Source organism: Pseudarthrobacter sp. TE3704, assembly GCF_056279405.1.
Genome location: NZ_JBWCCJ010000006.1, coordinates 284,335 through 307,626, shown reverse-complemented (window position 1 = coordinate 307,626; position 23,292 = coordinate 284,335). Strand labels below are relative to the sequence as shown.

The 23,292-nt window shown below is 67.0% G+C and carries 19 protein-coding genes; 12 read left to right on the top strand and 7 right to left on the bottom strand.

Going from position 1 to position 23,292, the window contains the following annotated elements; all coding sequences use genetic code 11:
- Nucleotides 1-16: 16 nt before the first annotated feature.
- Nucleotides 17-529: a metallopeptidase family protein gene (locus ACZ9BC_RS17485; protein ID WP_476247019.1), complete on the bottom strand. Its 513-nt coding sequence runs from the start codon at nucleotides 527-529 to the stop codon at nucleotides 17-19.
- Between the two features lie 119 nt (nucleotides 530-648).
- Between ACZ9BC_RS17485 and ACZ9BC_RS17480 the strand changes: the two genes are divergently transcribed.
- From ACZ9BC_RS17480 to ACZ9BC_RS17465, 4 genes are all read left to right on the top strand, one after another.
- Nucleotides 649-1,038, top strand: coding sequence for a DUF3499 domain-containing protein (locus tag ACZ9BC_RS17480; protein ID WP_079595673.1), 390 nt, complete (start codon nucleotides 649-651; stop codon nucleotides 1,036-1,038).
- Between the two features lie 80 nt (nucleotides 1,039-1,118).
- On the top strand, nucleotides 1,119-1,355 hold the full coding sequence (locus tag ACZ9BC_RS17475; RefSeq protein WP_476247018.1) for a Trm112 family protein: 237 nt from the start codon (nucleotides 1,119-1,121) through the stop codon (nucleotides 1,353-1,355).
- Nucleotides 1,356-1,453: 98 nt separating this feature from the next.
- Entirely contained in the window at nucleotides 1,454-2,932 is a 1,479-nt protein-coding gene (ahcY, locus tag ACZ9BC_RS17470; protein ID WP_079595671.1) for an adenosylhomocysteinase, read from the top strand.
- A gap of 63 nt (nucleotides 2,933-2,995) precedes the next feature.
- On the top strand, nucleotides 2,996-4,231 hold the full coding sequence (locus tag ACZ9BC_RS17465; protein ID WP_476247017.1) for a L,D-transpeptidase: 1,236 nt from the start codon (nucleotides 2,996-2,998) through the stop codon (nucleotides 4,229-4,231).
- A 2-nt stretch (nucleotides 4,232-4,233) separates the two neighbouring features.
- On the opposite strand, the gene ACZ9BC_RS17460 is transcribed toward ACZ9BC_RS17465, so the two are convergent.
- The gene (locus ACZ9BC_RS17460) at nucleotides 4,234-5,034 is read right to left on the bottom strand and encodes an RDD family protein (protein WP_476247016.1); all 801 of its coding nucleotides are present in this window, start codon (nucleotides 5,032-5,034) and stop codon (nucleotides 4,234-4,236) included.
- Between the two features lie 70 nt (nucleotides 5,035-5,104).
- On the opposite strand from ACZ9BC_RS17460, the gene ACZ9BC_RS17455 reads away from it, so the two are divergent.
- Both ACZ9BC_RS17455 and ACZ9BC_RS17450 read left to right on the top strand, forming a co-directional pair.
- Nucleotides 5,105-6,097, top strand: a complete 993-nt coding sequence (locus tag ACZ9BC_RS17455) for a stage II sporulation protein M (protein ID WP_476247015.1) — start codon at nucleotides 5,105-5,107, stop codon at nucleotides 6,095-6,097.
- Between the two features lie 129 nt (nucleotides 6,098-6,226).
- Entirely contained in the window at nucleotides 6,227-7,408 is a 1,182-nt protein-coding gene (locus ACZ9BC_RS17450) for a TIGR01906 family membrane protein (RefSeq protein WP_476247014.1), read from the top strand.
- On the opposite strand, the gene ACZ9BC_RS17445 is transcribed toward ACZ9BC_RS17450, so the two are convergent.
- Both ACZ9BC_RS17445 and ACZ9BC_RS17440 read right to left on the bottom strand, forming a co-directional pair.
- Entirely contained in the window at nucleotides 7,399-9,228 is a 1,830-nt protein-coding gene (locus tag ACZ9BC_RS17445; protein ID WP_476247013.1) for an AMP-dependent synthetase/ligase, read from the bottom strand. The two genes, ACZ9BC_RS17450 and ACZ9BC_RS17445, sit on opposite strands and share 10 nt — an antisense overlap.
- A gap of 67 nt (nucleotides 9,229-9,295) precedes the next feature.
- Nucleotides 9,296-11,035 (bottom strand): dolichyl-phosphate-mannose--protein mannosyltransferase, encoded by a 1,740-nt coding sequence (locus tag ACZ9BC_RS17440; RefSeq protein ID WP_476247012.1) that lies wholly within the window; start codon nucleotides 11,033-11,035, stop codon nucleotides 9,296-9,298.
- A gap of 45 nt (nucleotides 11,036-11,080) precedes the next feature.
- On the opposite strand from ACZ9BC_RS17440, the gene rsmI reads away from it, so the two are divergent.
- Both rsmI and ACZ9BC_RS17430 read left to right on the top strand, forming a co-directional pair.
- On the top strand, nucleotides 11,081-11,956 hold the full coding sequence (gene rsmI / locus ACZ9BC_RS17435; protein WP_079595664.1) for a 16S rRNA (cytidine(1402)-2'-O)-methyltransferase: 876 nt from the start codon (nucleotides 11,081-11,083) through the stop codon (nucleotides 11,954-11,956).
- A gap of 182 nt (nucleotides 11,957-12,138) precedes the next feature.
- Nucleotides 12,139-13,638, top strand: a complete 1,500-nt coding sequence (locus ACZ9BC_RS17430) for an NAD-dependent succinate-semialdehyde dehydrogenase (protein WP_476247011.1) — start codon at nucleotides 12,139-12,141, stop codon at nucleotides 13,636-13,638.
- Between the two features lie 88 nt (nucleotides 13,639-13,726).
- On the opposite strand, the gene ACZ9BC_RS17425 is transcribed toward ACZ9BC_RS17430, so the two are convergent.
- The 3 genes from ACZ9BC_RS17425 to ACZ9BC_RS17415 are packed head-to-tail and all read right to left on the bottom strand — an operon-like array spanning nucleotide 13,727 to nucleotide 18,800.
- Nucleotides 13,727-16,207, bottom strand: coding sequence for a transglutaminase TgpA family protein (locus ACZ9BC_RS17425; RefSeq protein ID WP_476247010.1), 2,481 nt, complete (start codon nucleotides 16,205-16,207; stop codon nucleotides 13,727-13,729).
- On the bottom strand, nucleotides 16,204-17,667 hold the full coding sequence (locus ACZ9BC_RS17420; RefSeq protein WP_476247009.1) for a DUF58 domain-containing protein: 1,464 nt from the start codon (nucleotides 17,665-17,667) through the stop codon (nucleotides 16,204-16,206). Before ACZ9BC_RS17420 ends, ACZ9BC_RS17425 begins: the two co-directional genes overlap by 4 nt.
- A gap of 8 nt (nucleotides 17,668-17,675) precedes the next feature.
- Entirely contained in the window at nucleotides 17,676-18,800 is a 1,125-nt protein-coding gene (locus ACZ9BC_RS17415; protein ID WP_476247008.1) for an AAA family ATPase, read from the bottom strand.
- 165 nt (nucleotides 18,801-18,965) lie between these two features.
- Here ACZ9BC_RS17415 and ACZ9BC_RS17410 point away from each other — a divergent pair, with 165 nt between their 5' ends.
- The 4 genes from ACZ9BC_RS17410 (at nucleotide 18,966) to ACZ9BC_RS17395 (ending at nucleotide 23,286) form a co-directional block, all read left to right on the top strand.
- Nucleotides 18,966-19,871, top strand: coding sequence for a TatD family hydrolase (locus ACZ9BC_RS17410; RefSeq protein ID WP_476247007.1), 906 nt, complete (start codon nucleotides 18,966-18,968; stop codon nucleotides 19,869-19,871).
- 256 nt (nucleotides 19,872-20,127) lie between these two features.
- A complete protein-coding gene (locus ACZ9BC_RS17405; RefSeq protein ID WP_476247006.1) occupies nucleotides 20,128-21,321 on the top strand; it encodes a transglycosylase family protein in 1,194 nt (397 codons plus the stop codon).
- A 133-nt stretch (nucleotides 21,322-21,454) separates the two neighbouring features.
- Nucleotides 21,455-22,327, top strand: a complete 873-nt coding sequence (rsmA, locus tag ACZ9BC_RS17400) for a 16S rRNA (adenine(1518)-N(6)/adenine(1519)-N(6))-dimethyltransferase RsmA (RefSeq protein WP_476247005.1) — start codon at nucleotides 21,455-21,457, stop codon at nucleotides 22,325-22,327.
- Nucleotides 22,324-23,286: a 4-(cytidine 5'-diphospho)-2-C-methyl-D-erythritol kinase gene (locus tag ACZ9BC_RS17395; protein ID WP_476247004.1), complete on the top strand. Its 963-nt coding sequence runs from the start codon at nucleotides 22,324-22,326 to the stop codon at nucleotides 23,284-23,286. The genes rsmA and ACZ9BC_RS17395 overlap by 4 nt, the downstream gene beginning before the upstream one ends.
- Nucleotides 23,287-23,292: the final 6 nt, after the last annotated feature.

Here is a 23,292-nt window from a genome sequence, read left to right as displayed (position 1 = left end):
GTTGGGGCCGGCTGCGTCAGTAGCGGCGCCGGTACACCGGGTCCAGGGTCTCAGGGGCAACGCCCAGCATCTCGGCGGTATGCTCCACCACCACGTCGTGGACCAGGTCCTGAAGTTCCTCGACGCCGGGGCAGGCCTGCTCCACGACGCGCCGGTACACCGTGATCATGGGTCCGTCTTCACCTGAAGCAGGGGTGTAGGAGCCCATGGGTACGGGTGCGGAGTCAGCGGCCAACTGCTCGAGGTCCGGCGGTATCTCGTCTACGCCAAACCGGACGCCGTCCAGTGTCTTGCCCCAGATATCGTGCAGCCGCTGGGCCGAATCCAGGACCATGTCATCGAACCGGTCAGACCGTGTCCGGTAGCCCGGATGGGTGGGAAGCATAACCTCGCCGCGCAGCCCGCGGCCGTGGCGGTTCCGGCGGCGCTGCATGAAGCTCCTGCCCGTGGAGTCCCCGCCCGTCTGCTCCGGGGCGTCCGGGTCAGCCAACCGGACCGTAAAGCCTGATTCATGGTTCGATGACTGCATACATTGACTGTAAACCCGGGAAAAGATTTACGCGATAGATTCCCCCCGCAGCGAAGGCGCGTCCCGCCCGGGGCGCCAATGCACGGTTTTGCAGTGTGCAGGGAGTAGTCTGTGATGTCGTGGGAGCTATCCGTCAGTGTTCAAGATCTGCCTGCCGCCAGTCGGCGGTAGCTACCCTGACGTACGTCTACGCAGACTCCACGGCTGTTCTCGGCCCTTTGGCTACTTACGCCGAGCCGCATTGTTACGACCTTTGTGAACAGCATGCCGATTCGTTGACGGTCCCCAGGGGCTGGGAAGTCCTGCGACTGGCCATGCCGTCCACGCCGCAGCAGCCCGGCCCTGATGACCTGCTCGCACTCGCCAACGCAGTCAGGGACGCCGCGGCCCTGCCCGCCCAGGCGCCGCAGCTGCCGGCCCAGCGCGGTCCCCATTCGGCGCTCGAGGCTCCTCCGGGCACCGAAGGTACCCGCAGGGGGCACCTGCGCGTCCTGCGCGAGCCGTCCTGAAACGGATCTAACGGTACGCTGGAACCTGCACACCAGTCCGCTACCGGCGCGAGCGCGCCCGCCAGGGAGCATGAACCAAAATGCCAAAGATCAGTCCCGAACTGCTGTCCGTCCTGCGTTGTCCCGTGACGGGTTCACCCCTGGTCCAGGACGGCGAGGAACTGGTGGCTGCCACCGCCGGGGAAACGGGCGTGAAGCCCCGCTACGCGATAGAGGACGGCATCCCCCTTCTCCTGCCCCCGGAACTGCTGGCTGCAGCAGCATCGGCCGGCTCGGACCAGCACGACTCTGCCCCGGGGACCGCCCGGGCCATATAGCCCCCGCTTACCCGCAGACCAGACCCTGGCGCCGCAGGCGCCGATGAAGACGCCGTCCTTACGGACGAAGCAGCACCGGACACAGCAAAGGACTACCCATGACGTTCGATTACAAGGTTGCCGATATTTCCCTGGCGGAAGCAGGCCGGCACCAGATCCGCCTGGCCGAGCACGAGATGCCCGGCCTCATGTCGCTGCGCGAGGAGTTCGGCCCCAGCCAGCCGCTCAAAGGCGCCAGGATTGCAGGATCGCTGCACATGACCGTGCAGACCGCAGTGCTCATCGAAACCCTCACCGCGCTGGGCGCAGAGGTCCGTTGGGCCTCCTGCAACATCTTCTCCACCCAGGACGAGGCCGCCGCGGCCGTTGTGGTGGGCAAAGGCACGGTCGAGGACCCGCAGGGCGTCCCGGTGTTCGCCTGGAAGGGCGAAACCCTCGAGGAATACTGGTGGACCGCAGAACAGATCCTGACCTGGCCGGGCGCGGAGTCCAACCCGGAACTGGGACCCAACATGATCCTGGACGACGGCGGTGACGCCACCATGCTGGTGCACAAGGGCGCCGAATTCGAGGCCGTGGGCAATGTCCCGTCCGCCGGCCCCGCCGATTCCGAAGAGTACGGCATCTTCCTTGACGTGATCCGGCGCTCAATCGCAGCCGACCCGCAGAAGTGGACGCGCACCGCCTCCACCATCAAGGGCGTCAGCGAAGAAACCACCACGGGCGTCCACCGCCTTTACCAGCTGGCAGAGCAGGGCAAGCTGCTGTTCCCCGCCATCAACGTCAACGACTCCGTGACCAAGAGCAAGTTCGATAACAAGTACGGGATCCGGCACTCGCTGCCGGACGGCATCAACCGCGCCACGGACGTGCTCATGGGTGGCAAGGTCGCCGTCGTCTGCGGCTACGGTGACGTCGGAAAAGGAGCCGCGGAAGCACTGCGCGGCCAGGGATCGCGCGTGATCGTGACCGAGATCGACCCCATCTGCGCCCTGCAGGCTGCCATGGACGGCTACCAGGTGGCAAAGCTCGAATCGGTCCTGGCCCAGGGGGACATCTTCATCACCACCACGGGCAACAAGGATGTCATCATGGCCGAACACATGGCGGGCATGAAGAACAAGGCCATCGTGGGCAACATCGGCCACTTCGACAACGAGATCGACATGGCAGGCCTCGCCAGGATCCCCGGCATCAAGAAGGTGGAGATCAAGCCGCAGGTCCACGAGTGGGTGTTCGACGCAGGAACGGCGTCCGAGCGTTCCATCATCGTCCTGTCGGAGGGCCGCCTGCTGAACCTGGGCAACGCCACGGGACACCCGTCCTTCGTGATGAGCAACTCCTTCGCGAACCAGACCATCGCCCAGATTGAGCTGTGGACCAAGAAGGACCAGCCCGAAGGCGAACGCGAATACGAAAACCAGGTGTACGTCCTGCCCAAGGTCCTGGACGAAAAGGTGGCCCGCCTGCACCTCGACGCCCTGGGCGTGGAGCTGACAGAGCTGACGAAGGACCAGGCCGAGTACCTGGACATCGACGTCGCCGGCCCCTACAAGCCCGAACATTATCGTTACTAAGAAGTAAAGTGCCCGGGTGCCGAGCGCACCCGGGTTGTTACTTCCAGCATTTAGGATCGGAATATGGAGCCCGAAGCCCCCCGCCGCCCGCGGACCTTGAAGAAAATTCTCATCGTCACCGTGGTGTGCCTCCTCGCAGCAGCCGGCGGTGTTTTCGCCGCCGTCGCGCCGGGACTCGCGGGTGGTGCCCTGGAATCCGAAGCCGGTTCCGCCGTCCGGTCGTCTCCGGGCATTGCCTCGCCGGTGGTCGCTCCCGTGAAGCTCGATGCGGCACCCGCGAACGGTGCCAAACAGGTCAATCCTGCCGCCCCCGTTTCGCTCCAGGTCAGCAACGGGACCATCGAGCGCGTCACCCTCACCAGTACCTCCGGCGAAACTGTCGAAGGCCGCATCGACCCGGAGGGCACCGGCTGGTCTGCGTCCGGGCCGCTGGAATTCAACACGGATTACAGCTACACCTGGGTGGTCAAGGACGGTGCGGGGCGCGAAACGAGCACAACGCAGTCCTTCAGCACCGTCTCAAGCTCGCATGAGGCTGATGCGGCCATCTACCCCCTGGACGGGATGAAGGTGGGGGTGGGGCAGCCACTGCAGATCATCTTCAGCGAACCGGTTCTGAACCGCGACGCCGTCGAGAAGGCCATCAAAATCACCAGCAGTGCAGGCCAGGTGGGAGCCTTCCACTGGCACAGCGACACCATGGTCCGGTACCGGGCCGAGGGCTTCTGGGCCGCCAACTCCACCATTGCGATGGACATGCAGCTCTTCGGCGTGGACCTGGGCAACGGGCAGATTGCCAACTTCAACAAGAAGGTGAACGTGGCTATCGGGGACAAGAAGGTGGCTGTCGCCGATGCGGCTGCCCACACGTTCACCCTCAGCGTCAATGACCAGCCGGTCAAGACGCTGCCGGTCAGCATGGGGGACAAGCGCTTCCCGTCCGCCCGCGGCTACGGCGTGCTGATGGAGAAGAAGCGCTATGACCACTTCAGGGCCTCCAGCATCGGGTTGAAGCCCGACGATCCGGCCTACTACGGCGACGTGGACGTTGAGTACACCATCAGGCTGACGCTGAGCGGAGCCTATATCCACCAGGCCCTCGAATCTGCCTACCCCTTTATCGGCAACACCAACGTCTCCCACGGCTGCATCGGTTTTGCCCCCGACGGCGCCGCCTGGGTCTTCGAGAACATGGGTACCGGCGACGTGGTGCAGATCGTGAACACGGAAGGCGACTACGCCGCGCACGACGATGGCTTCGGTGACTGGAACATTCCCTGGAGCGAGTACGACAACTGACGTCAGCTGCTGAAAGGCAGCCGCTGGAGCCTCTCGCCCACCTCGGTGTTGCGCCGCCGCTGCTGCGTCAGCCTGGCGAGTTCCCGGTTCCGGCGTTCAGCTACGACGGCGGCAAGGTAGTCATCCGGGCTGGTTCCGGCGGGCGGGGCGGGAGCCACGTGGGCTGACAGTTCCGTGGCGATAGATACGGCCATTCCGGCACGTGACAGCGGGGCCATCCTGGCCGCCTGGCGGATGAACTGGGAGGCCCTGCGCGCGGTCGCGTCGGGAATCCTTCCGATGTCCGCCGCGGCCGCCCAGGCACGCAGCCTCGGCGGCACAAAGACCGGCACTGCCTGCTCCACGGGAACCCGGCGGCGGATGGCGTAGGTTCCGGCCAGCAGGTCGCCGAGGCGGCGGGACCTGTCATTGAACAGGGCTACGCACAGCGCCAGCCCGCCGAAGGTCAGGTAAATCTCGAGGAACCCCGTCAGGCCCCGGATCACGGCATGCCGGAAGCGGATTGCGCCGCCGTCGTCCCGCACCACGCGCAGGCCGGTCGCCAGCTTGCCCAGAGACAGGCCACGGCTCAGTGTTTCCACCGCTACCGGAACAATCACCAGGCAAAAGACCACGCTGGAAAGGACCAAGGCGCGCATGGCTGCCTCATCAAGGTCCGCACCGGCCGCGGCAAGGCCAATCAGGATTCCCACCAGCAGCACGACGTTGAAGAGGACATCAAGGACCAGGCCCAGCGCACGGGCCGCGAAGGATGCGGGCCGCAGTTCCAGGACTACTGCCTCGCCGGTAACTATCGAACTCACAGTGCGTACCCATTCCTCGCGGCTCGTGGTGCAGACGGTCAAAGTCTAGTGGTGGCACTAGGCTGGGCCCGTGGATATGGACGCATTCTCCGCCGTGAACGCGGACAAGTGGTCACGGCTGCACCACCTTGCCACAAAGGGCAGGCTCAGCGGACGGGAGGCCGATGAACTGCTGGCGCTGTACCAGTCAACGTCCTCGCATCTGTCCCTGATCCGCTCCGTCGCCCCCGAAAGCGGCCTTTCCGCCTCACTGTCGGCCACACTGGCCCAGGCCAGGACCCGCTTCACCGGCGCACGGTCCAACCCGATGGCGGACCTCGCACGGTTCTTCGTGGTGGCACTTCCGGCCGCGTTCTACCGGCTTACCTTGCTTACCCTGGCCTGCGGGGCCGCGTTCATCCTCATCGGTGCCGCCTATGCCCTCTGGATCGGCGCGTCGCCCGAGGCGCTGCGGGCGGTAGCCTCCGAGGCCGCCGCCCAACAGTATGTCGAGGAAGACTTCATCGACTATTACTCGGAAAACCCGGCGGCGTCCTTCGCGGGCGCGGTATGGACGAACAACGCCTGGATCAGCGCGCAGGCCGTAGCCCTCGGCATTACGGGGGTCTGGGTCCCGATGATCCTGTTCAGCAATGCCCAGGGGGTGGGCATTGCAGCCGGGGTCTTCGCTGCCGCGGGCAAGTCCGACGTGTTCTTCAGCTACATCCTGCCGCACGGCCTGATGGAACTCACCGCAGTGTTTGTGGCCTGCGCTGCAGGGCTGCGGGTTTTTTGGGCCATGGTGTCGCCGGGCCCGCGGACCAGGAGCCGGGCGGTGGCGGAGGAAGGCAGGTCGCTGATAACGGTGGCACTCGGCCTGGTGCTGGTGCTTTTCGTCTCCGGACTGGTGGAGGGGTTCATCACGCCCAGCCCGTTGCCGGTGTGGGCGAAGATCAGCATCGGCGCCGGAGTGCTGGCGGCCTACTGGGTTTACGTTCTGCTGTGGGGCAGGCGCGCCTACCTTGCAGGGGAACGTGGTGACCTTCGCCGCGGGGATGCCGGCTACACGGAAATCGCTGCCTGAATCGTTGTAATACCGCCGGGGTGGTTCCTCGCCCACGCCAAGGCCCGGACTGTAGGCTCGTCAACAGATAGAGCGCCGCGCCGGCGGACCCTCGCGCGGCACGGAAAACCCAACGGAAGTGACGCTGCTGTGAAAGACGAAACACCGGCCCGCGCCAAGAGCGCCGCGCCGCAGCCGGAACCTTTCCTGGATACGTCCGGGGACTCCGAGGAGCCCGCTTTTTCCTGGCTGGCGCCCGCTGGAAAGGGCGCCGCCGGGACCGAAGCCGAAGGTACTTCGACCGCCGAAGGCTCGTCCGGCCCCGTGGGGTCTTCCAGGGTGTCATCGCAAGCCGGCACCAATGAACCCGACTCGACCATTAATTCCCAGGCGGACAGCAGGGCCGGCCGGAAAGCCGCGGAGGCTGCCGCCCAACCGTCCGGCGGGGCGGCACCAACGGGGGCCGCCGCCGCTTCCGGGATGGTCCCGCCGTCGGACTCTGACGAGGTGTCCGGCCACGGCAGTTCGCCCGTCTTCAAGGAACCCCTTCCCACGTCCGCGCTGCACGTACGTCCGCCGGAGGAGGAGGTGGCCCGCCGAAACGCAGAACGGGAGAGCGCCGCCAACGCCAAGCCGGTTGCCCCGCGGGTGATGCAGGTCCTCCTTGCCATTTTCTTCCCGGTGGTCCTCCTGGTCCTTGCCGTGCGCGCAGTGACCACTCCCTTGTTCCTCTGGGTGGAATACAACCGCCCCGGCTTCCCTGGCGACGGCTACGGCTTCAGCACGGACGACCGCATGACCTACGGCTCCTACGCGGTGGACTACCTGACAAACTGGGCAGGTCCGCGGTACCTGGGGGACCTGGTGCACCGCAGCGGCGACAAACTGTTCAAGGACGGCGAAGTCAGCCACATGGCCGACGTCAAGGCGGTGATCCTGTCGACATTTGGTGCAGGTGCGCTGCTGCTTCTCCTGGGCCTCATCGCCGTCCTGTACCTGCGGAAGCGGAGCAGGGGCGGTGTCCGCAGGGGCCTGTTCGCGGGTTCCATCGTCACCTTGGTCCTCATCCTGGGCCTCGGCACGTTGGCTGTCCTGGGCTGGCAGCAGTTCTTCACCGAGTTCCACCGCATTTTCTTCGCCGATGGGTCCTGGACCTTCAGCCTCGACGACACCCTGATCCGCCTGTTCCCCGGCCAGTTCTGGATTGACGCGGGCCTGGTGATCGCAGGCCTGGTGCTCCTGACGGCGCTGGTAACGCTGGTCCTCACTTGGCCCACACGCCGCCGCCGTGGGCTGCTGCCCGAGGAGCCGGCGGCGGAGGATCAGGCGTAAAGCCTGGCGACGTCCGCCTGGAAGTCCTGCACGACGGCGGCCCGCTTCAGTTTGAGCGACGGCGTCAGGTGTCCGGACTCCACGGTGAATTCGGTATCGAGGAGCGAGAAGGAGCGGATGGATTCGGCCTTGGACACGAGCAGGTTGGCCTGATCCACCGCTTCCTGCACCGCCTTGACCACCTCGGGATCCGCGACGGCTTCGCGGCGGGGGAGCGGCGGCAGGCCGCGCTCGGAGCGCCAGTTGTCCAGGCCCTCCGGGTCCAGGGTCACCAGGGCTGACACGAACGGTTTGCCGTCGCCCACCACCACCGCGTGGCCCACCAGCGGGTGGGAACGGATGATTTCCTCGAGTGGTCCCGGTGCCACGTTCTTGCCGCCTGCGGTCACCAGCAGGTCCTTCTTCCGGCCGGTAACGGTGAGGTAGCCATCCCGGTCCAGTTTGCCGAGGTCACCGGTGCGGAAGAAGCCGTCCACGAAGGCTTCGGCGTTTGCTGCGGGGTTGTTGTGGTAGCCCTTGAAGACGCCAATGCCCTTGACCAGGATCTCCCCGTCTTCGGCCACCCGGATGGTCGTGCCGGGAATGGGGATGCCCACCGTTCCCACCCGCGTGCGCGATGGCGTGTTGACCGTGCACGGAGCCGTGGTTTCGGTCAGGCCATACCCCTCCAGCACGGGAATGCCTGCCCCGCGGAAGAAGTGTGCGTCCTCAAGCGCCAGCGGGCTCGCGCCGGACACGGTGTACCCTACCTGTCCGCCCAGCGCCTGGCGGAGCCGGGGATACAGCAACCGGTCAAACACCCCGTGCCGGACTTTCAGCAGCAGGCCCGGGCCGGTGCCGTCGCCGCGGCTTTGGCTGTCCAGGTCCCGCGAGTAAGCGATGGCCGTAGCTGAGGCAGCTTTGAACAGGCCGCCCTTCCCGGCCACTGCTGCCTTGTGGGCGGCGGTGGCCCGGACTTTTTCGAAGATTCGTGGGACCACCAGGAGGAACGTGGGCCGGAATGTCCCCAGGTCATCCAGGAGCTGCGCCGCCCCCGGGGTGTGCCCCAGGGTGGCCCCCGCCGCGAGGCAGACCACCTGGACGGCCCGCGCCAGGACGTGGGCCAGCGGCAGGAACATCAGCGTGCGCGCCTGGTCCTTCAGCAGCAGTTCCGGAAGGAACGCGACGATGTTCCTGGCCACCAGGGCAAAATTCCCGTGCGTGATCTCGCAGCCCTTGGGGTTGCCTGTGGTGCCCGAGGTGTAGACGAGGGACGCGACGTCGTCCAGCCCTGCCCGGCTCCGGTGCCGCTCCAGCTCGGCGTCGCTGACTCCGGCCCCTGCCGCGGCGAGGCTGGCAAGGTTCGGTGCCGCGCCGTCGTCGTCCATCCTGACCACGTTCACCAGGCGGTCCCGCAGCGGGGGTGACCCGGCAACAACGCCGGCAACCAGCTCCACCGTCGCCTGGTCCTGCGCAAACACCCGCCGCACCCCGGCGTCGCGAATAATCCACTCCACCTGGCGTGCGGAGGACGTCTCGTAGATGGGGACCGTCACCCCGCCGGCGAACCAGAGGGCGAAATCCACCAAGGTCCATTCATAGGAGGTGGCGGACATAACGGCCACCGTGTCACCCGGTTCCAGTCCACCTGCAATGAGTCCCTTGGCCAGCGCACTGACGTCCTGCAGGAATTTTCCGGTGGGGACATCCACCCAGCCGTTGGGGCCCTTGCGCCGGTAGAGGGCATGGGCCGGGTTGGCGGCGTGCTGTTCCAACAGCAGGTCCGTGACGTTGCTGTCAGCATCCAGCTCAACCAGCAGTTCGATGCTTGCTTCCCTCACAGATGGTCTCCGTTCCGCTGCCAGGCCGCGGCAGCGGCTTCGATCGGGGGTCTGATGCAATCCTGCCCTAGATCCAGGACGGCATCCACATCCTGACTTTCCAGTCCACGTAGGGGATGGTCTCTGCTGCCCAGATTGGGTAGAAGAAGGCTGAGAGCAGGACGGCGGCCGCCACGAACAGCACCACCAGGTACAGCCCGGAGCGCCGGCGCCACGGCGGATCCGCGGCCCTGCCCAGGACGAGGCCCAGGCAATACACCAGCGCCAGGATGAGGAAGGGCTCAAACGACACGGCGTAAAAGTAGAACATGGTCCGCTCCGGGTAGAGGAACCACGGAAGGTATCCGGCGCCCACGCCCAGGAGTACCGCACCGGCCCGCCAGTCCCGCCGCCCGGCCCACCAGAACAGCAGGACCACCAGCGAGATGGCGGCACCCCACCAGATCAGGGGGTTGCCCACGGACAGGATGGCCGAGGTGCACTTGGCCACGTCGCACCCCGGCGTGCCTTGCTCAGGGGATTCGTAAAAGAACGACGTGGGCCGCCCCAGGACCAGCCAGCTCCAGGCGCTTGCCTCGTACGGATGGTCGGATCCCAGGCCCTGGTGGAAGGTGTACGCTTCCCGGTGGTAGTGGGCCAGGGACCTGATGGAGTCCGGCAGCCAGCCCCATTCAGGCGAGGGATTGCCCGCAGCCCAGTTGCGGAAGTAGGCGTCTTCCGAGCGGAACCAGCCTGTCCACGCCGCCGCGTAGACCAGGCCGGCAACGGGGACCATGCTGAGGAAAGCGGGGATTCCGTCCTTGATGACGCCGCCGCTGATCCAGCCGCGGATTCCCGCCACCCGTCGGGCGCTGAGATCCCAGAAGACCGTCAGGAGGCCAAACCCGGCGAGGAAAAACAGTCCGGACCATTTGGTGCCGACGGCCAGGCCCAGGCAGAGACCGGCGGCCACCCGCCACCAGCGGACACCCAGCCAGGGCCCGGACAGCAGCAGGGCAGCCGGCGGCAGTCCGCCGTTCCGGGTTGCGGCCTGTGCCAGCCGGGCAGCGAGCCGGCGCCGGCCGTCATCGCGGTCCAGCAGCAGTGCGCCGAAGGCGGCGAGGATCCAGAACATCAGGAAGATGTCCAACAGGGAGGTGCGTGATATCACCAGGTGGTGACCGTCCACGGCCAGAAGCAGGCCCGCGGCACCGGCCAGCGGCAGCGACCGGAACAGCTTCAGGGCAATCAGGGACACGAGGAGGATGGAGAGGGTTCCGGTCAGGGCTGCCGCGAAGCGCCAGCCGAAGGCATTGTCCGCACCGAAAATCCACATCCCGGCGGCGATCATCCATTTGCCCACCGGCGGATGGACCACGTACTCGGGGGAGCTGAGCAGGACCGTTGGGTCACCTGCATTGAAGGAATCGTTCGCCTTGTCCGGCCAATTGCGTTCGTAGCCGCTAATGAGGAAGGAGTATGCGTCCTTGACGTAGTACGTTTCATCGAAGACCAGCTTCTGCGGAGTCTCCAGCCGGACAAACCGGAGGATGCCTCCGGCCACTGCCGTCAGGACCGGGACGAGCAGGAACCAGAGGCGCAACGACGGCGGGTAGTCCCGCCAGGACCGGACCCCGCTCAGGAGCCGCTCCTGCAGCGCTTCACGCGTGAACGCCTCTGCCGGAGGCTTGATCCAGGAGCGGGAACCGCGGCCGCCTGATCCTGCGCCCCGGCCCGCCGCAGCTCCCGTCGCTGCCGTACCGGATGCGGCGGGAGCGGCGTGTCCGGCTCCGGGCGGCCGCGTCGAGGTCTGCGTCACGAGCCCCATGCTACCTTTTGCGGCCGCAGTCCCCCTCAGCAGTAGGCTGGTGGCGTGGACCCTAACCCCAGCACCCCTCCAGAATCCGGCCCGGCAGCGCCAGGACGCATTGTCCTAGCCGCCACTCCGATCGGAAACACGGGTGACGCTTCCGCCCGGCTCGTGGAGCTGCTGGGAACGGCGGACATTGTCGCGGCAGAGGACACCCGCCGCCTGCACCGGCTGGTCCAGAGCCTGGGGGTCACGGTGGCCGGCCGGGTCATCAGTTACCACGAGCACAACGAGGCGACGAAGACGGCGGAGCTTTTGGACCAGGTGCGGACCGGCAGCACCCTGGTGATGGTCACGGACGCCGGCATGCCCTCCGTGTCCGATCCGGGCTTCCGGTTGGTGGAAGGTGCCGTTGCGGCGGGGTTGACGGTTACCGCCGTGCCGGGCCCGTCGGCTGTGCTGACTGCCCTGGCGCTGTCCGGCCTGCCCACCGACCGGTTCTGCTTCGAAGGGTTCCTCCCACGGAAATCCGGTGAACGCGCGTCCCGGCTGGCAGACCTCGCCGGGGAACGCCGGACAATGGTGTTCTTCGAGGCACCGCACCGTCTCGAAGCCATGCTGCGGGCATTGCGGGAACGGTTCGGGCCTGAGCGGCCCATCGCCGTATGCCGGGAACTCACAAAGACCTATGAAGAAGTCATCCGCGGGTCCCTCGGCGAACTTTTGCAGTGGGCTGAGGATACGGAGGTACGGGGCGAGATCGCCGTTGTCCTCGGCGGGGCGCCCGAACAGGCAGCCGGCACCCCGGAGGACCACGTGGCCGCGGTCAACGAACTGGTGGCCCAGGGCATCCGGCTCAAGGAAGCCGTGGCCGCTGTTGCCGACGACGTCCGGGTGAGCAAAAGGGAGCTCTACTCGGCCGTTTTGGCGGCCCGCTGACGGTAGCCCACGGGCCCCGTTGCTGCTGTGCAGATGCACAGGAGAATGGCGTTGGGGCAGTGCGCCGCGGCGTAGACCGGCGCGATGGCCCGCAGTAGTCTGACAGTTAATCAGCCTGATGAGCCCGGTCACTCCGGCCGCCGCCGCAGGGCTGCAACAACCCTACTGACGAGGGAGTCATCGTGACTGTCACTGCACAGCCAGCCGTTACCGCGGACCGCGAAAGCCGGCTTCTGGCCTCTGTCCCCACCGGACTGCTGATCAACGGTGAGTGGCGCGCCGCCGCCTCCGGCAAGACCTTCGACGTCGAGGATCCCGCCACCGGGAAAGTCCTGCTCAGCATCGCCGACGCCGGCGCCGAGGATGGCGCCGCGGCACTGGACGCCGCCGCTGCCGCGCAGGAGTCCTGGGCGAAGGTCCCGCCGCGTGAACGCGGCGAAATCCTGCGCCGGGCTTTCGACCTGGTCACCGAACGCGCCGAGGACTTCGCGCTCCTGATGACCATGGAAATGGGCAAGCCCCTGGCCGAAGCCCGCGGCGAGGTGACCTATGGTGCCGAGTTCCTGCGCTGGTTCTCCGAGGAAGCCGTCCGTGCCTTCGGCCGGTACTCGGTTTCCCCGGACGGCAAGTCCCGGCTGCTGGTCACCAAGAAGCCCGTTGGCCCCTGCCTGCTGATCACCCCGTGGAACTTCCCGCTGGCCATGGCCACCCGCAAGATCGCCCCGGCCGTAGCCGCCGGCTGCACCATGGTCCTGAAGTCCGCGAACCTCACGCCGCTGACCTCCCAGCTGTTCGCCGCCGTGATGCAGGAAGCCGGCCTGCCCGCCGGTGTCCTGAACGTCATCCCCACCTCCACCGCCGGCGCCACAACGGGCCCGCTGATCAAGGACGCCCGGCTCCGGAAGCTCTCCTTCACCGGCTCCACCGAGGTGGGCCGCCGCCTGCTCTCGGATGCTTCCGAAACCGTGCTGCGCACCTCCATGGAACTGGGCGGCAACGCACCCTTCGTCGTCTTCGAGGACGCAGACCTGGACGCCGCCGTCGCCGGCGCCATGCTCGCCAAGCTGCGGAACATGGGCGAGGCCTGCACCGCGGCCAACCGGTTCATCGTGCACGAATCCGTGGCAGCCGAGTTCGCGGAGAAGTTCGCCGCGAAGATGAAGGAGATGACCACCGCCCGGGGCACCGAACCCGAGTCCAAGGTGGGCCCGCTGATCGACGCCAAGAGCCGGGACAAGGTCCACGAACTGGTCTCCGACGCCGTCGCCTCCGGCGCAAAGGCCGTCCTGGGCGGCGGACCGGTGGAGGGCCCGGGCTACTTCTACCAGCCCACCATCCTCTCCGGCGTCACCGAAGGCACCCGCATCCTGTCCGAGGAAATCTTCGGGCCGGTGGCACCGATCATCACCTTCAGCAGCGAAGACGACGCCGTGCGCCTGGCCAACAACACCGAATACGGGCTGGTGGCCTACGTCTTCACCAAGGACCTCAACCGCGGCATCCGGATGGGCGAAAAACTCGAAACCGGCATGCTCGGCCTGAACGCCGGCGTCATCTCCAACGCCGCCGCACCCTTCGGCGGCGTCAAGCAGTCCGGCCTGGGACGCGAAGGCGGCCTCGAAGGCATCGAGGAATACCTCTACACCCAGTACATCGGCATCGCCGACCCCTACGCAGGGTAATCCCCAGGCGGCGTAGCAGGTCCCGGCCTGCAACGCCGCCCGGCACCGGCCGGCCACCTTTGACGGCGGGCTCCCGCCGCCGCCCGCCCTACCGTGAACGCACGGGCCAGGAGCGTGCGGCGGCTTTTGCCGTTACAGCCAATGCCCGGCCGGCGGCCCTGAAGGGCGCGGCAACGATACGCCCCAGCCGTCCCACCACGGACGGTGGAAGCCACGCGGCCCGCAGCCTCTGCGGCAGGGTGGCATTGGCGCGCAACGAGAGCTCCAAGGCAGCCAGCTGCCTCGACGCCGCGCCGTCTTTCGCGCCTGTCCCGGTCCGTCCGCCGTCGTCCGCATCCTGTCCGCCGGCTGACGGCGGGGGCGGGCCGAACCTGTGCCGCTCGAAGCCTGCGGTCAGTGCAGCCGCGGCGCGGTGGGCCGCCTCGTCCATCCCGCCGGGTTCCCCCAGATGCCCACGCAGCCGCCTGGAATAGGCCCGCGGGGTCTCGCTGGAGCCCGGCGCTACGCCGTAGTCGGTGCCCAGGTCCAGCATTTCAGTCCAGGCCAGGGGGACGGCGTCCCCGGGATCCCTCGGGCGGAGGCGCCGGGCACGGATGGCGGTCCGGACCAGGTGCGGCGACGCGGCCAGGAGTGCAACGCCCAGGACTGCGCCGGCCCCGAGCAGCCACGGCAGGAGCTGCACGCCGCCGCCGGTGCCGCCCCCTGTCCCCGGAGCAGGCGCCGGCGTGACGCTGGGGGCCGGAGCGGGGGCCGGAGTGGCTTCCGGGATGAGGTCGTCATTGTTGTCAAGCGACCCGGGGGCAGTCGGGGCCGACGACTCCGTGGCATATTCGGGGACCACGCCGCGGGAGGGTGTGGGCTCGAAAGGTACCCAGCCCAGGCCCTGGAAGTACAGTTCCGGCCACGCATGGGCATCGCGGGCGTCAACCTCGAACTCGGGGAGCGTCCCCTGGCCGGCCACCGTCACGGTGGCCCCTGTCAGCCGTCCCGGCGCATAGCCCACGGCGATGCGGCTGGGAATCCCTTCCAGCCGTGCCATGACCGCCATTGCCGACGCGTAGTGGATGCAGTAGCCGCTCTTTTGGTCCAGGAAGTCGGCCAGGACGGAGAGCCCGTTCCCGTCGTAGCCGTTTTGCACCGGTGACTGCAGCGAGTAGGTGAACTCCGCCGACCGGAGGTACCGCTGGATGGCCATCGCTTTTTCGTAAGGTGAGCTGGCGGACCCGGCCACCGTGCCGGCCGTGGTCCTGACAATCTCCGGAACGTTGCCGGGGACCCTGGTGAAATCGTCGGGGATGTCCCGCACTCCGCTGGATGATTGGGCCAGCAGCCCTGCCGACAGTTTGGGCACCGAGGACGTTACAACGTACTCCTGCCGCCGGGAGCTGACGTCTGTCCCCTTGATGCTCAAGGTAGCGGGATCCCATGTCCACCGTCCGTCCAGTCCGCGCACCGTTTCTGGCGCGTAGGGCACAGGCAGGTACGGGCTGGTGAAGCTCCCGGTATCGATCGCGGTCACTTGCTGCAGCTGTTCGTCGGCCAGGACTGCATAGCCGGGATCAATCCGTCCCCCCAGGGGAAGCCGCGATGCGTTCCGGTCGTCCGGGCCCCAGGATTCGCCGTCGAAGTGGTCCACGGTGACAGACCGCAGGTACAGCGGGACGGAGGCGTTGGTGGCGTACGTGATCCGCCCGCTTCCGTCCGGCGTCCGCAGGCTGTTCCCGAGGGTAATCATCGGGTTCAGCCCCGTGGAGGTGCCCCAGGGGTTGAGCCGGGAACCCTGCGGGAAGGTGCCCTGGTCGAATCCTGGAATGGCCAGCGGCACCAGCAGGGTGGCAGCAAGCGCAGCGGAGCCCGTCAACGCCGCCCGCCGGACCTGACCCGGGTTGCGGGCCGAGTCCGCCTGCGTGCGGGCATCCGGCGCGAACCACTGGCTGCAGGCAAGGATCATCAGGTACCCGGCGACAGCGACAGTAAAACCAAAGAAGCCCACACTCTGCGGCTTGATCATGGCCGGCACCACCAGGATGGCCAGCAGGCCCACGCCGGTGGCTGCCGGCATGCCGAGGGGTACTGCCAGCGCGTCCACCAGGATGACCGCCAAACCCAACACCGCGCAGATCACCATCACGATCCCCACGTTGGGTGCCACGGGTGCTGTTTCGGCCAGCACGGTTTCGCTGGCACGGCGGACCAGCCGCTGCAGTTCGGTGAAGGTGGCGCCGGTGGGGATCAGCCCCAGGAGGCTGGATCCGCGGAAGAACGTCAGGGTGAGGATGGCGCCCAGGGACAGGAAGCCGCCTGCGGTCACCAGCAGTGGTTGGGCCCGGACGGCGCGCAGCGCGGCGAGGGTGAAACTTACCACCAGCACTGTGGTGAGCACCGGCCAGTACCAGGCCCAGCCCCTCAGCACCCCGTTCAGGGACAGGGCAGCACCGCAGACCGCGACGGCAATGGAGGCGGCCATGGCCCACGGAAAGGCGCCAACCCTTGGCCGCCCCGCGGATGTTCCCGCCTGGGAAGCAGGCTGTTGGCCGGTGCCGGGGGTCCGGGCCGGGGCCATGGTCATCGCGCCACCCCCGCTCCGCGCCGGACTTCCGCTGTTGGCGCCGGCAATTCAACGTCCTGGTCAAACTGGCCCCAGGCGGCAGTCACCGGGACCGACGGCGGAACGGCCACCGCCCGCCAGCCACCCTGCCGGAGGGCCTCCAGGACAACGGAGTACTCGGCCGGCTTCTCCACAACAACGATGGCAAAGGCGTTGGTTCCGTAGCCGGCGGCAGGGGCCAGAGCCAGCGCCTCCTCCGGAGAAATCCTCCCGAGCACGGCAATCAGGGGGCCGCGCATGCGGTGTGCGGACAGCTTGTCCATCAGTTGGTCGTCAAAGGAAGGGGGCCCAACGTCCTGGCCGCTGGTGTGCCGGGAGCCGAAAAGCTCGGGACCGGGTGCTTCGCGCCCCACGATTTCCCGAAGCCTGGCATCTCGCCGCTGATGATGTGGCCCGGTGAGCTGGATGGCGGCGAGGCTCTCGGCAATGGACTGGAGCCCCGAGGCGCCGCTGTACTCCTCGGCCTCGGGATCCGGTGACGAGGGCGAATGAAGGAAGGCCGGTTCCCCTCGCGTGTCCAGCAGGCGCAGGCCGTAGTTGCGTTCTGCGAGGTGGGCGCTGATGGACATGGCCGCTACTACAGACCATTCAAAGGTGTCGCTGGTGACCATGGAATGGCCGTCCTGCGCGGCCAGTCCGGCCAAAGCGGGCGGGGACCCGCCGGAGAACGCCATGAACCGGTGGTCCAGGACGATCGTTGCCTCGGGCGTCGTGACGGATTCCTCCTGGCGGACCATCAGGGCACCGTGGCGGGCGGTGGCTGCCCAGTGGACGCGGCGCATGGGGTCGCCGTGGCGGTATTCACGGGTCATCACGTCGTCGTCGCTGGGGTTTGCGCGGATCCTGGTGGCGGTGACGCCGTCGTTGCCCCGGGCTCCGGCGAGCCCCGTCAGGGGAAGGACGACGGCGGCAGGCGTCACGGTGAGGGTGTCGCCGTCGTCAATGGCCTGGCGGTGCAGTGAGAGCCCGAACGGGTCCGTGAACTCGGCCGTGACAGGGCCGATCCTGAACTGGCCACGCTGGGCGGAGCGTAGGTGGTATTCGTAGCGGCTTGTTCCGCCGGTGGCTGAGCGGGAGGGGAACCGGAACACGGGAGACTCGCCGAAGCGGGGCGGCAGCCGTTCCTCCATGGTGGCCCGGCCGCTTGCGGTTCCCGTCCGGGCCACCGCCAGCCGCACGGTGGTAGGGGAGGACGTCTCCACCGGGGACGGGTTGAACTCGCGGTACACACGGAAGCGGGGTTTCACCAGGCGGATGCCGGCCAGCGAAACCATGGGGAGGACCAGCAACAGGACACTGAGCGTCAGAAGATCCCGCCGCCCCATGACGTGGGCGGCCGCGAGGGCAGCAGCGCCGGCCCCCAGCATTCCCCAGCCGCGCTGGGTGAAGAGGTGACGTGGCAGTCTGTCGAGCAGCGCCATGGGTCCGCCTAGTGGTTCCTGCCCACGCCGGCCACCGGGGCAGGGCTCCTGCCGGTGGACTTGGTCTGCCGGGCGGGCTCGGCCGGCGCGTGCGGAACGGGCAGGCGAGACAAGATGCCCCGCAGGACGCTGTGCGGAGTCTCGCCCGCTCCGGCCGCCTTCCGGTCCAGGATGATGCGGTGCGCCAGGACGGCCTCTGCCACCTGGAGCACATCATCGGGCAAAACGAAGTCCCGGCCGTCAAGGGCGGCAGTGGCCTTCGCCGCACGCAACAGCTGCAGCATGGAACGGGGGCTCGCGCCCAACCTGAGTAGGGGGCTTTCCCTCGTGGCCCTGCCCACCGAAACCGTGTACTCCTTGACCGCCTGCGAAACATAGACCTGCTGGACGCTGGCGATCATGCCCGCTACGTCGGCCGTGGTTACCACAGCTGCGACCTTGGCCAGCGGAGACGTGGCCTGATGTGTTTCGAGCATCTCGATCTCGGCGTCCTTGTCCGGGTAGCCCATGGAGATCCGTGCCATGAACCGGTCCCGCTGCGCCTCCGGCAGCGGATAGGTTCCTTCCATCTCAATGGGATTCTGGGTGGCAACCACCATGAACGGCTCGTCGAGCCGGTAGGAGTTGCCGTCCACGGTGACCTGATGCTCCTCCATGCACTCAAGGAGGGCCGACTGGGTTTTGGCGGACGCGCGGTTGATTTCGTCGCCGATGACGATGTTCGCGAAAACCGCGCCGGGCCGGAACTCGAACAGCCTGGATGCCTGGTTGTAGATGGACACCCCGGTGACGTCGGAGGGCAGCAGGTCAGGGGTGAACTGGATGCGGTTGACGGTGCAGTCGATGGTCCGGGCCAGCGTCTTGGCCAGGAGGGTCTTCCCGACGCCGGGTACGTCCTCGAGCAGCAGGTGGCCCTGCGCCAGCAGGACAGTTAGTGCCAGCTTTGCAGCATCCGATTTCCCATCGATTACCGTGTTCACCGTTGTCAGGATGCGCTGGCTTGCCGCGTGGAAAGACTCACCGTCCATCGCCGCCGGACGGTGCCCGTTCAGGCGGCTGACGGGGTCCGGGACGCCGGCCAGGTTGCCGGTAGCAGCGCTCACATCGTTGGCAGTACGTCGGTGGGATTCCATCGGCAACCTTTCAGCCCGGGGTCTCGCCTGGACGGGACAAGTAAGCCTGCCTTCGCCCGTCGGTGGGCGTTCGCATCTGTCCGTACCAGACTACTAACACAACTGCCGCAGCTGACAGAGAGTTCCGGCAAAAATGGGGCCAACCTCCGCGGTTAGGCTGGAGGGATGTGCAACACGTTGATCCCCGACGCTTACCGCAGCCCCGTTACCGGGGACGCACCCGATCCTGAGAACGGCAGGAAGCGCGGGTTCCCGCCCGCCCCGGAACCCCTGCCGGTGCCGGTCATGGACAACCACACCCACCTCGATTTTCCCGACGGGAAGGCGCCCGTGGGCATTAAGGCCGCCCTGGATGCAGCGGCCGCGGTGGGTGTCCAGGGTGCGGTGCAGGTGGGCTGCGACCTCGAGTCCTCCCGTTTCACCGTGCAGGCGGTGGACCAGGACGAACGGCTCCTCGGGGCTGTTGCCCTGCACCCCAACGATGCCCCCCGCTACGCGGCCCGCGGCGGGCTGGAAGAGGCGCTCGCTGAAATCGAGCAGCTGGCAGCCCACCCGCGCATCAGGGCCATCGGGGAGACCGGGCTGGACTTCTTCCGTACCGAAGGCGAAGGCCTGGTCCACCAGAAATACTCCTTCCGCCGCCATATCGACATTGCCAAGCGCCTGGGCCTCACGCTGCAGATCCACGACCGTGACGCGCATAGTGACGTGCTGCAGGTCCTGCGGGAGGAAGGCGCACCGGAGCGGGTGGTGTTCCACTGTTTCTCGGGTGATGAGGAGCTGGCCGCAGTCTGCAACCAGGAGGGCTGGTGGATGTCCTTTGCGGGAACACTCACCTTCCGGAACGCCACAAACCTGCGTGCCGCGCTGGCCGTCGCCGATCCTGCCTTGGTCCTGGTGGAAACCGATGCTCCCTTCCTCACACCCCACCCGCACCGGGGCCGGCCGAACGCGAGCTACATGGTGCCCTACACGGTGCGTGCCATGGCTGAATTGACAAAGACCGACCTCGCCTCGCTGTGCGCCGGTATCAGCGAAAATACCGTGCGGGCGTACGGATCCTGGGTGTAACGAAACAGCTTTGTTGCTCCCCCCGGGGAATACCTGGTATGCAAAATTGTTGGTCCCTTTATAACGCTACGGTTACAGTGAAGAACTATTAGCCGGGGTCGGGGAAGGCCAGCGGGTAATTCACTTCTTTCTGCAGCACGATGTGCCGGACCTTGTTCCGGCCTGACCGTTGCGCGAAGTGTGGCGGCGCAACGGTGCCCGGACTGCCTCATGCAAGGCGGTGCCGGGCATTTTATTGCGCGATCCCCGTGCCCGGATGGACCTAAAGTTATGGGCAATCGTGGTCAAGTTCTTCACAACGGACGGCAAGTTCAGCTTTATCAAAGTTGGCGCCCAGTTGCTGGTGCTTTGCGCGCTGGTGGTGGGGCTCGTAGCCTTCGTCGGCAATAACAAAACCGTCACGCTCAATGTCGACGGCAAAGTCACGTCCGTGCAGACCTTCGGCGGTACCGTGGGCCAGGTGGTCAAGAGTGCCAACCTTGAGCTCAAGCCCACCGACCGGGTCTCCCCGGCCATCGACGCCTCGGTCCAGAACGGCACCGTCATCAACGTCAACCAGGCCAAAGAGGTCAAGGTGAGCCTGGACGGGGCAGAGAAGACCGTCAACACCAACGCCCAGGACGTGGCAGGCCTGGTGACCGAGCTTGGCGTTGCCAGCGCATCGTCCGTTTCGGTTCCCAAGGATGCGCAGCTCGCCGTCGAGGGATCCTTCGTCTCGATCTCCACTCCCAAGACCGTCAGCATCGTCGCCGACGGCAAGGTGGATACCGCCACCACCACCGCAGCCACGGTTGGCAAGGTACTCGAAGACGCCGGCCTGACCCTGGGCGCCAACGACCGCACTTCCCAGCCCGCCAACGCCCACGTGGTCAACAACATGGTGATCAAGGTCTCCCGCGTGGATAACGCCCAGACCGCCGTAACCACCGACGAGGTTCCTTTCGAAAAGGTCACCACGGAGAGCGCCGAGCTTCTGAAGGGCGAACGGGAAGTCACCCAGGCAGGTTCCGCCGGAAAGATCGAAAAGACCTACAAGCTGGTTCTGGTGGATGGCCGCGAAGCGTCGCGCACCCTGGTTTCGGAAACGGTATCCGTCCAGCCTGTTGCTGAGAAGATTACGGTCGGCACCAAGCCGAAGCCGGTGGCCCAGGCAGCTCCGGCCCCGGCGGCCGCCGCCAACACCGGCGCAGCGGCTCCCGCCATGATGAACGAAGCCATGTGGGACAAGATTGCCCAGTGCGAGTCCGGCGGAAACTGGAGCATCAACACCGGCAACGGCTACTACGGTGGCCTGCAGTTCGATATCCAGACCTGGATTGGATCCGGTGGCGGAGCCTATGCGCCGAACGCCAGCCTGGCGTCGAAAGCCCAGCAGATCGACATCGCCAACCGCGTCTACGCACAGCGTGGCCTGCAGCCCTGGGGCTGCGGCTGGGCAGCCACCAGCTGACCAGGAGCGGGCACCAGCCCGCCGGCGCAGTGGCCGGGCCCGGACTTTCCGGGCCCGGCCACTGCCGTTAAGCAGGCCGGCCGCGGGCATAGGCCGGACCGGACGGAACCGGCGCGCGGGATAGGATACCTAGGTGACTGAACCCATCCCCGCCGCGCCCGCACCCTTGTTTGGTGCCTCCGACATACGACGGCTGGCGGAGGAAATCGGTATCAGGCCCACCAAGACCTTGGGCCAGAATTTCGTGATCGATGGCAATACGATCCGCAGGATCGTGGCCGCCGCGGGCGTGGGGCCCGAGGAGACAGTACTCGAAGTTGGGCCGGGCCTCGGCTCCCTGACCTTGGGGCTCCTCGACGCCGCAGCCTCCGTGGTCGCCGTCGAAATCGATCCGGTACTGGCTGCGAAGCTTCCGGAGACGGTGAAGGAATGGCGGCCTGCCGCTGCAGGCTCCTTCCACCTGGTCCATGCCGACGCCATGAAGGTCACTGAACTCCCGGTCCAGCCCACTGCGCTGGTGGCCAATCTGCCCTATAACGTGGCCGTGCCCGTGGTGCTGCACCTGCTGCAGCATTTCCCCAGCCTGCAGCACGGCCTGGTCATGGTCCAGGACGAGGTGGCGGACCGGCTGGCTGCCGGACCCGGATCGAAAACGTATGGCGTCCCGTCGGTCAAGGCCGCGTGGTACAGCCAGATGCGCAAGGCCGGCGTGATCGGCATGAACGTTTTTTGGCCGGCGCCCAAGATCCACTCCGGCCTGGTTGCCTTCACCCGCCGCGAACCGCCGGCCACTACAGCCACCCGCGAGCAGGTCTTCGCCGTGGTGGACGCCGCTTTCGCGCAGCGGCGCAAGACCCTGCGCGCCGCCCTTGCCGGCTGGGCCGGGGGAGCGCCGGAGGCCGAACGCTGCCTGGTGGCAGCCGGCGTCGACCCCACTGCCCGGGGCGAGGTCATCGACATCGCCGCGTTCGCCAGGATCGCCGAAGCCAAGGAGGCCCGGGCGTGAAACCCGTGGCAGGACGGTTCACTGCGCGGACGGTCCGGGTGAAAGCTCCGGGCAAGGTTAACGTGTCCCTTGATGTCGGCCCGCTCCGTCCTGACGGCTACCACTCGGTAGCCAGCGTGTACCTCGCTGTTTCCCTCTATGAGGAAGTGGTGGCCACCAGTACCCCAACGCCCGGAATCACGGTCAGCCTCAGTGCGGACAGCACCCTTGACCTGGACGCCGTGGACATCCCCCTGGACGGCAACAACCTGGCCTACAAAGCGGCCGCCATCATGGCGGACGTCTCTGAACACTCCACCGGGGTTCACCTGGAGATCACCAAGCGCGTGCCCGTGGCCGGCGGCATGGGCGGCGGGTCGGCGGACGCGGCAGCCACCCTCCTGGCCTGCGACGCGCTGTGGAACAGCGGCCTGTCGCGGGAGGAACTGGCCCACCTGGCGGCAGAACTCGGCGCGGACGTCCCTTTTTCCTTGCTGGGCGGCACCGCAGTCGGGCTGGGGCTGGGTGACGAGCTGTCCCCGGCGCTGGCGAAGGCGCAGACCCACTGGGTCCTGGTGACGGCGGATTATGGCCTGTCCACCCCGGAGGTGTACCGGACCCTGGACCGGCTGCGCGACGCTGAAGGCGTCAATGCCACCGAGCCCACCGGCGTCGACCCCCAGATCCTGACCGCACTGCGGAGCGGCGATGCCGAAGCCCTCAGCCGCGTCCTGGTGAACGATCTCCAGCGCGCATCCATAGAACTGGCGCCGTCACTCCGCGATACGCTTGGCATTGGCGAATCCCACGGAGCCATCGCGGGCATTGTGTCCGGTTCCGGTCCCACGGTTGCCCTGCTCGCGGATGACTCCCTGGCCGCGGACGGCCTGGCAGAGGATCTGCGGCGCTACGGCTTGTCGGCCATCGCCGTCCATGGCCCCGTTCCAGGGGCACGTATCATCTCCGACACCCTGATCTGACAACAT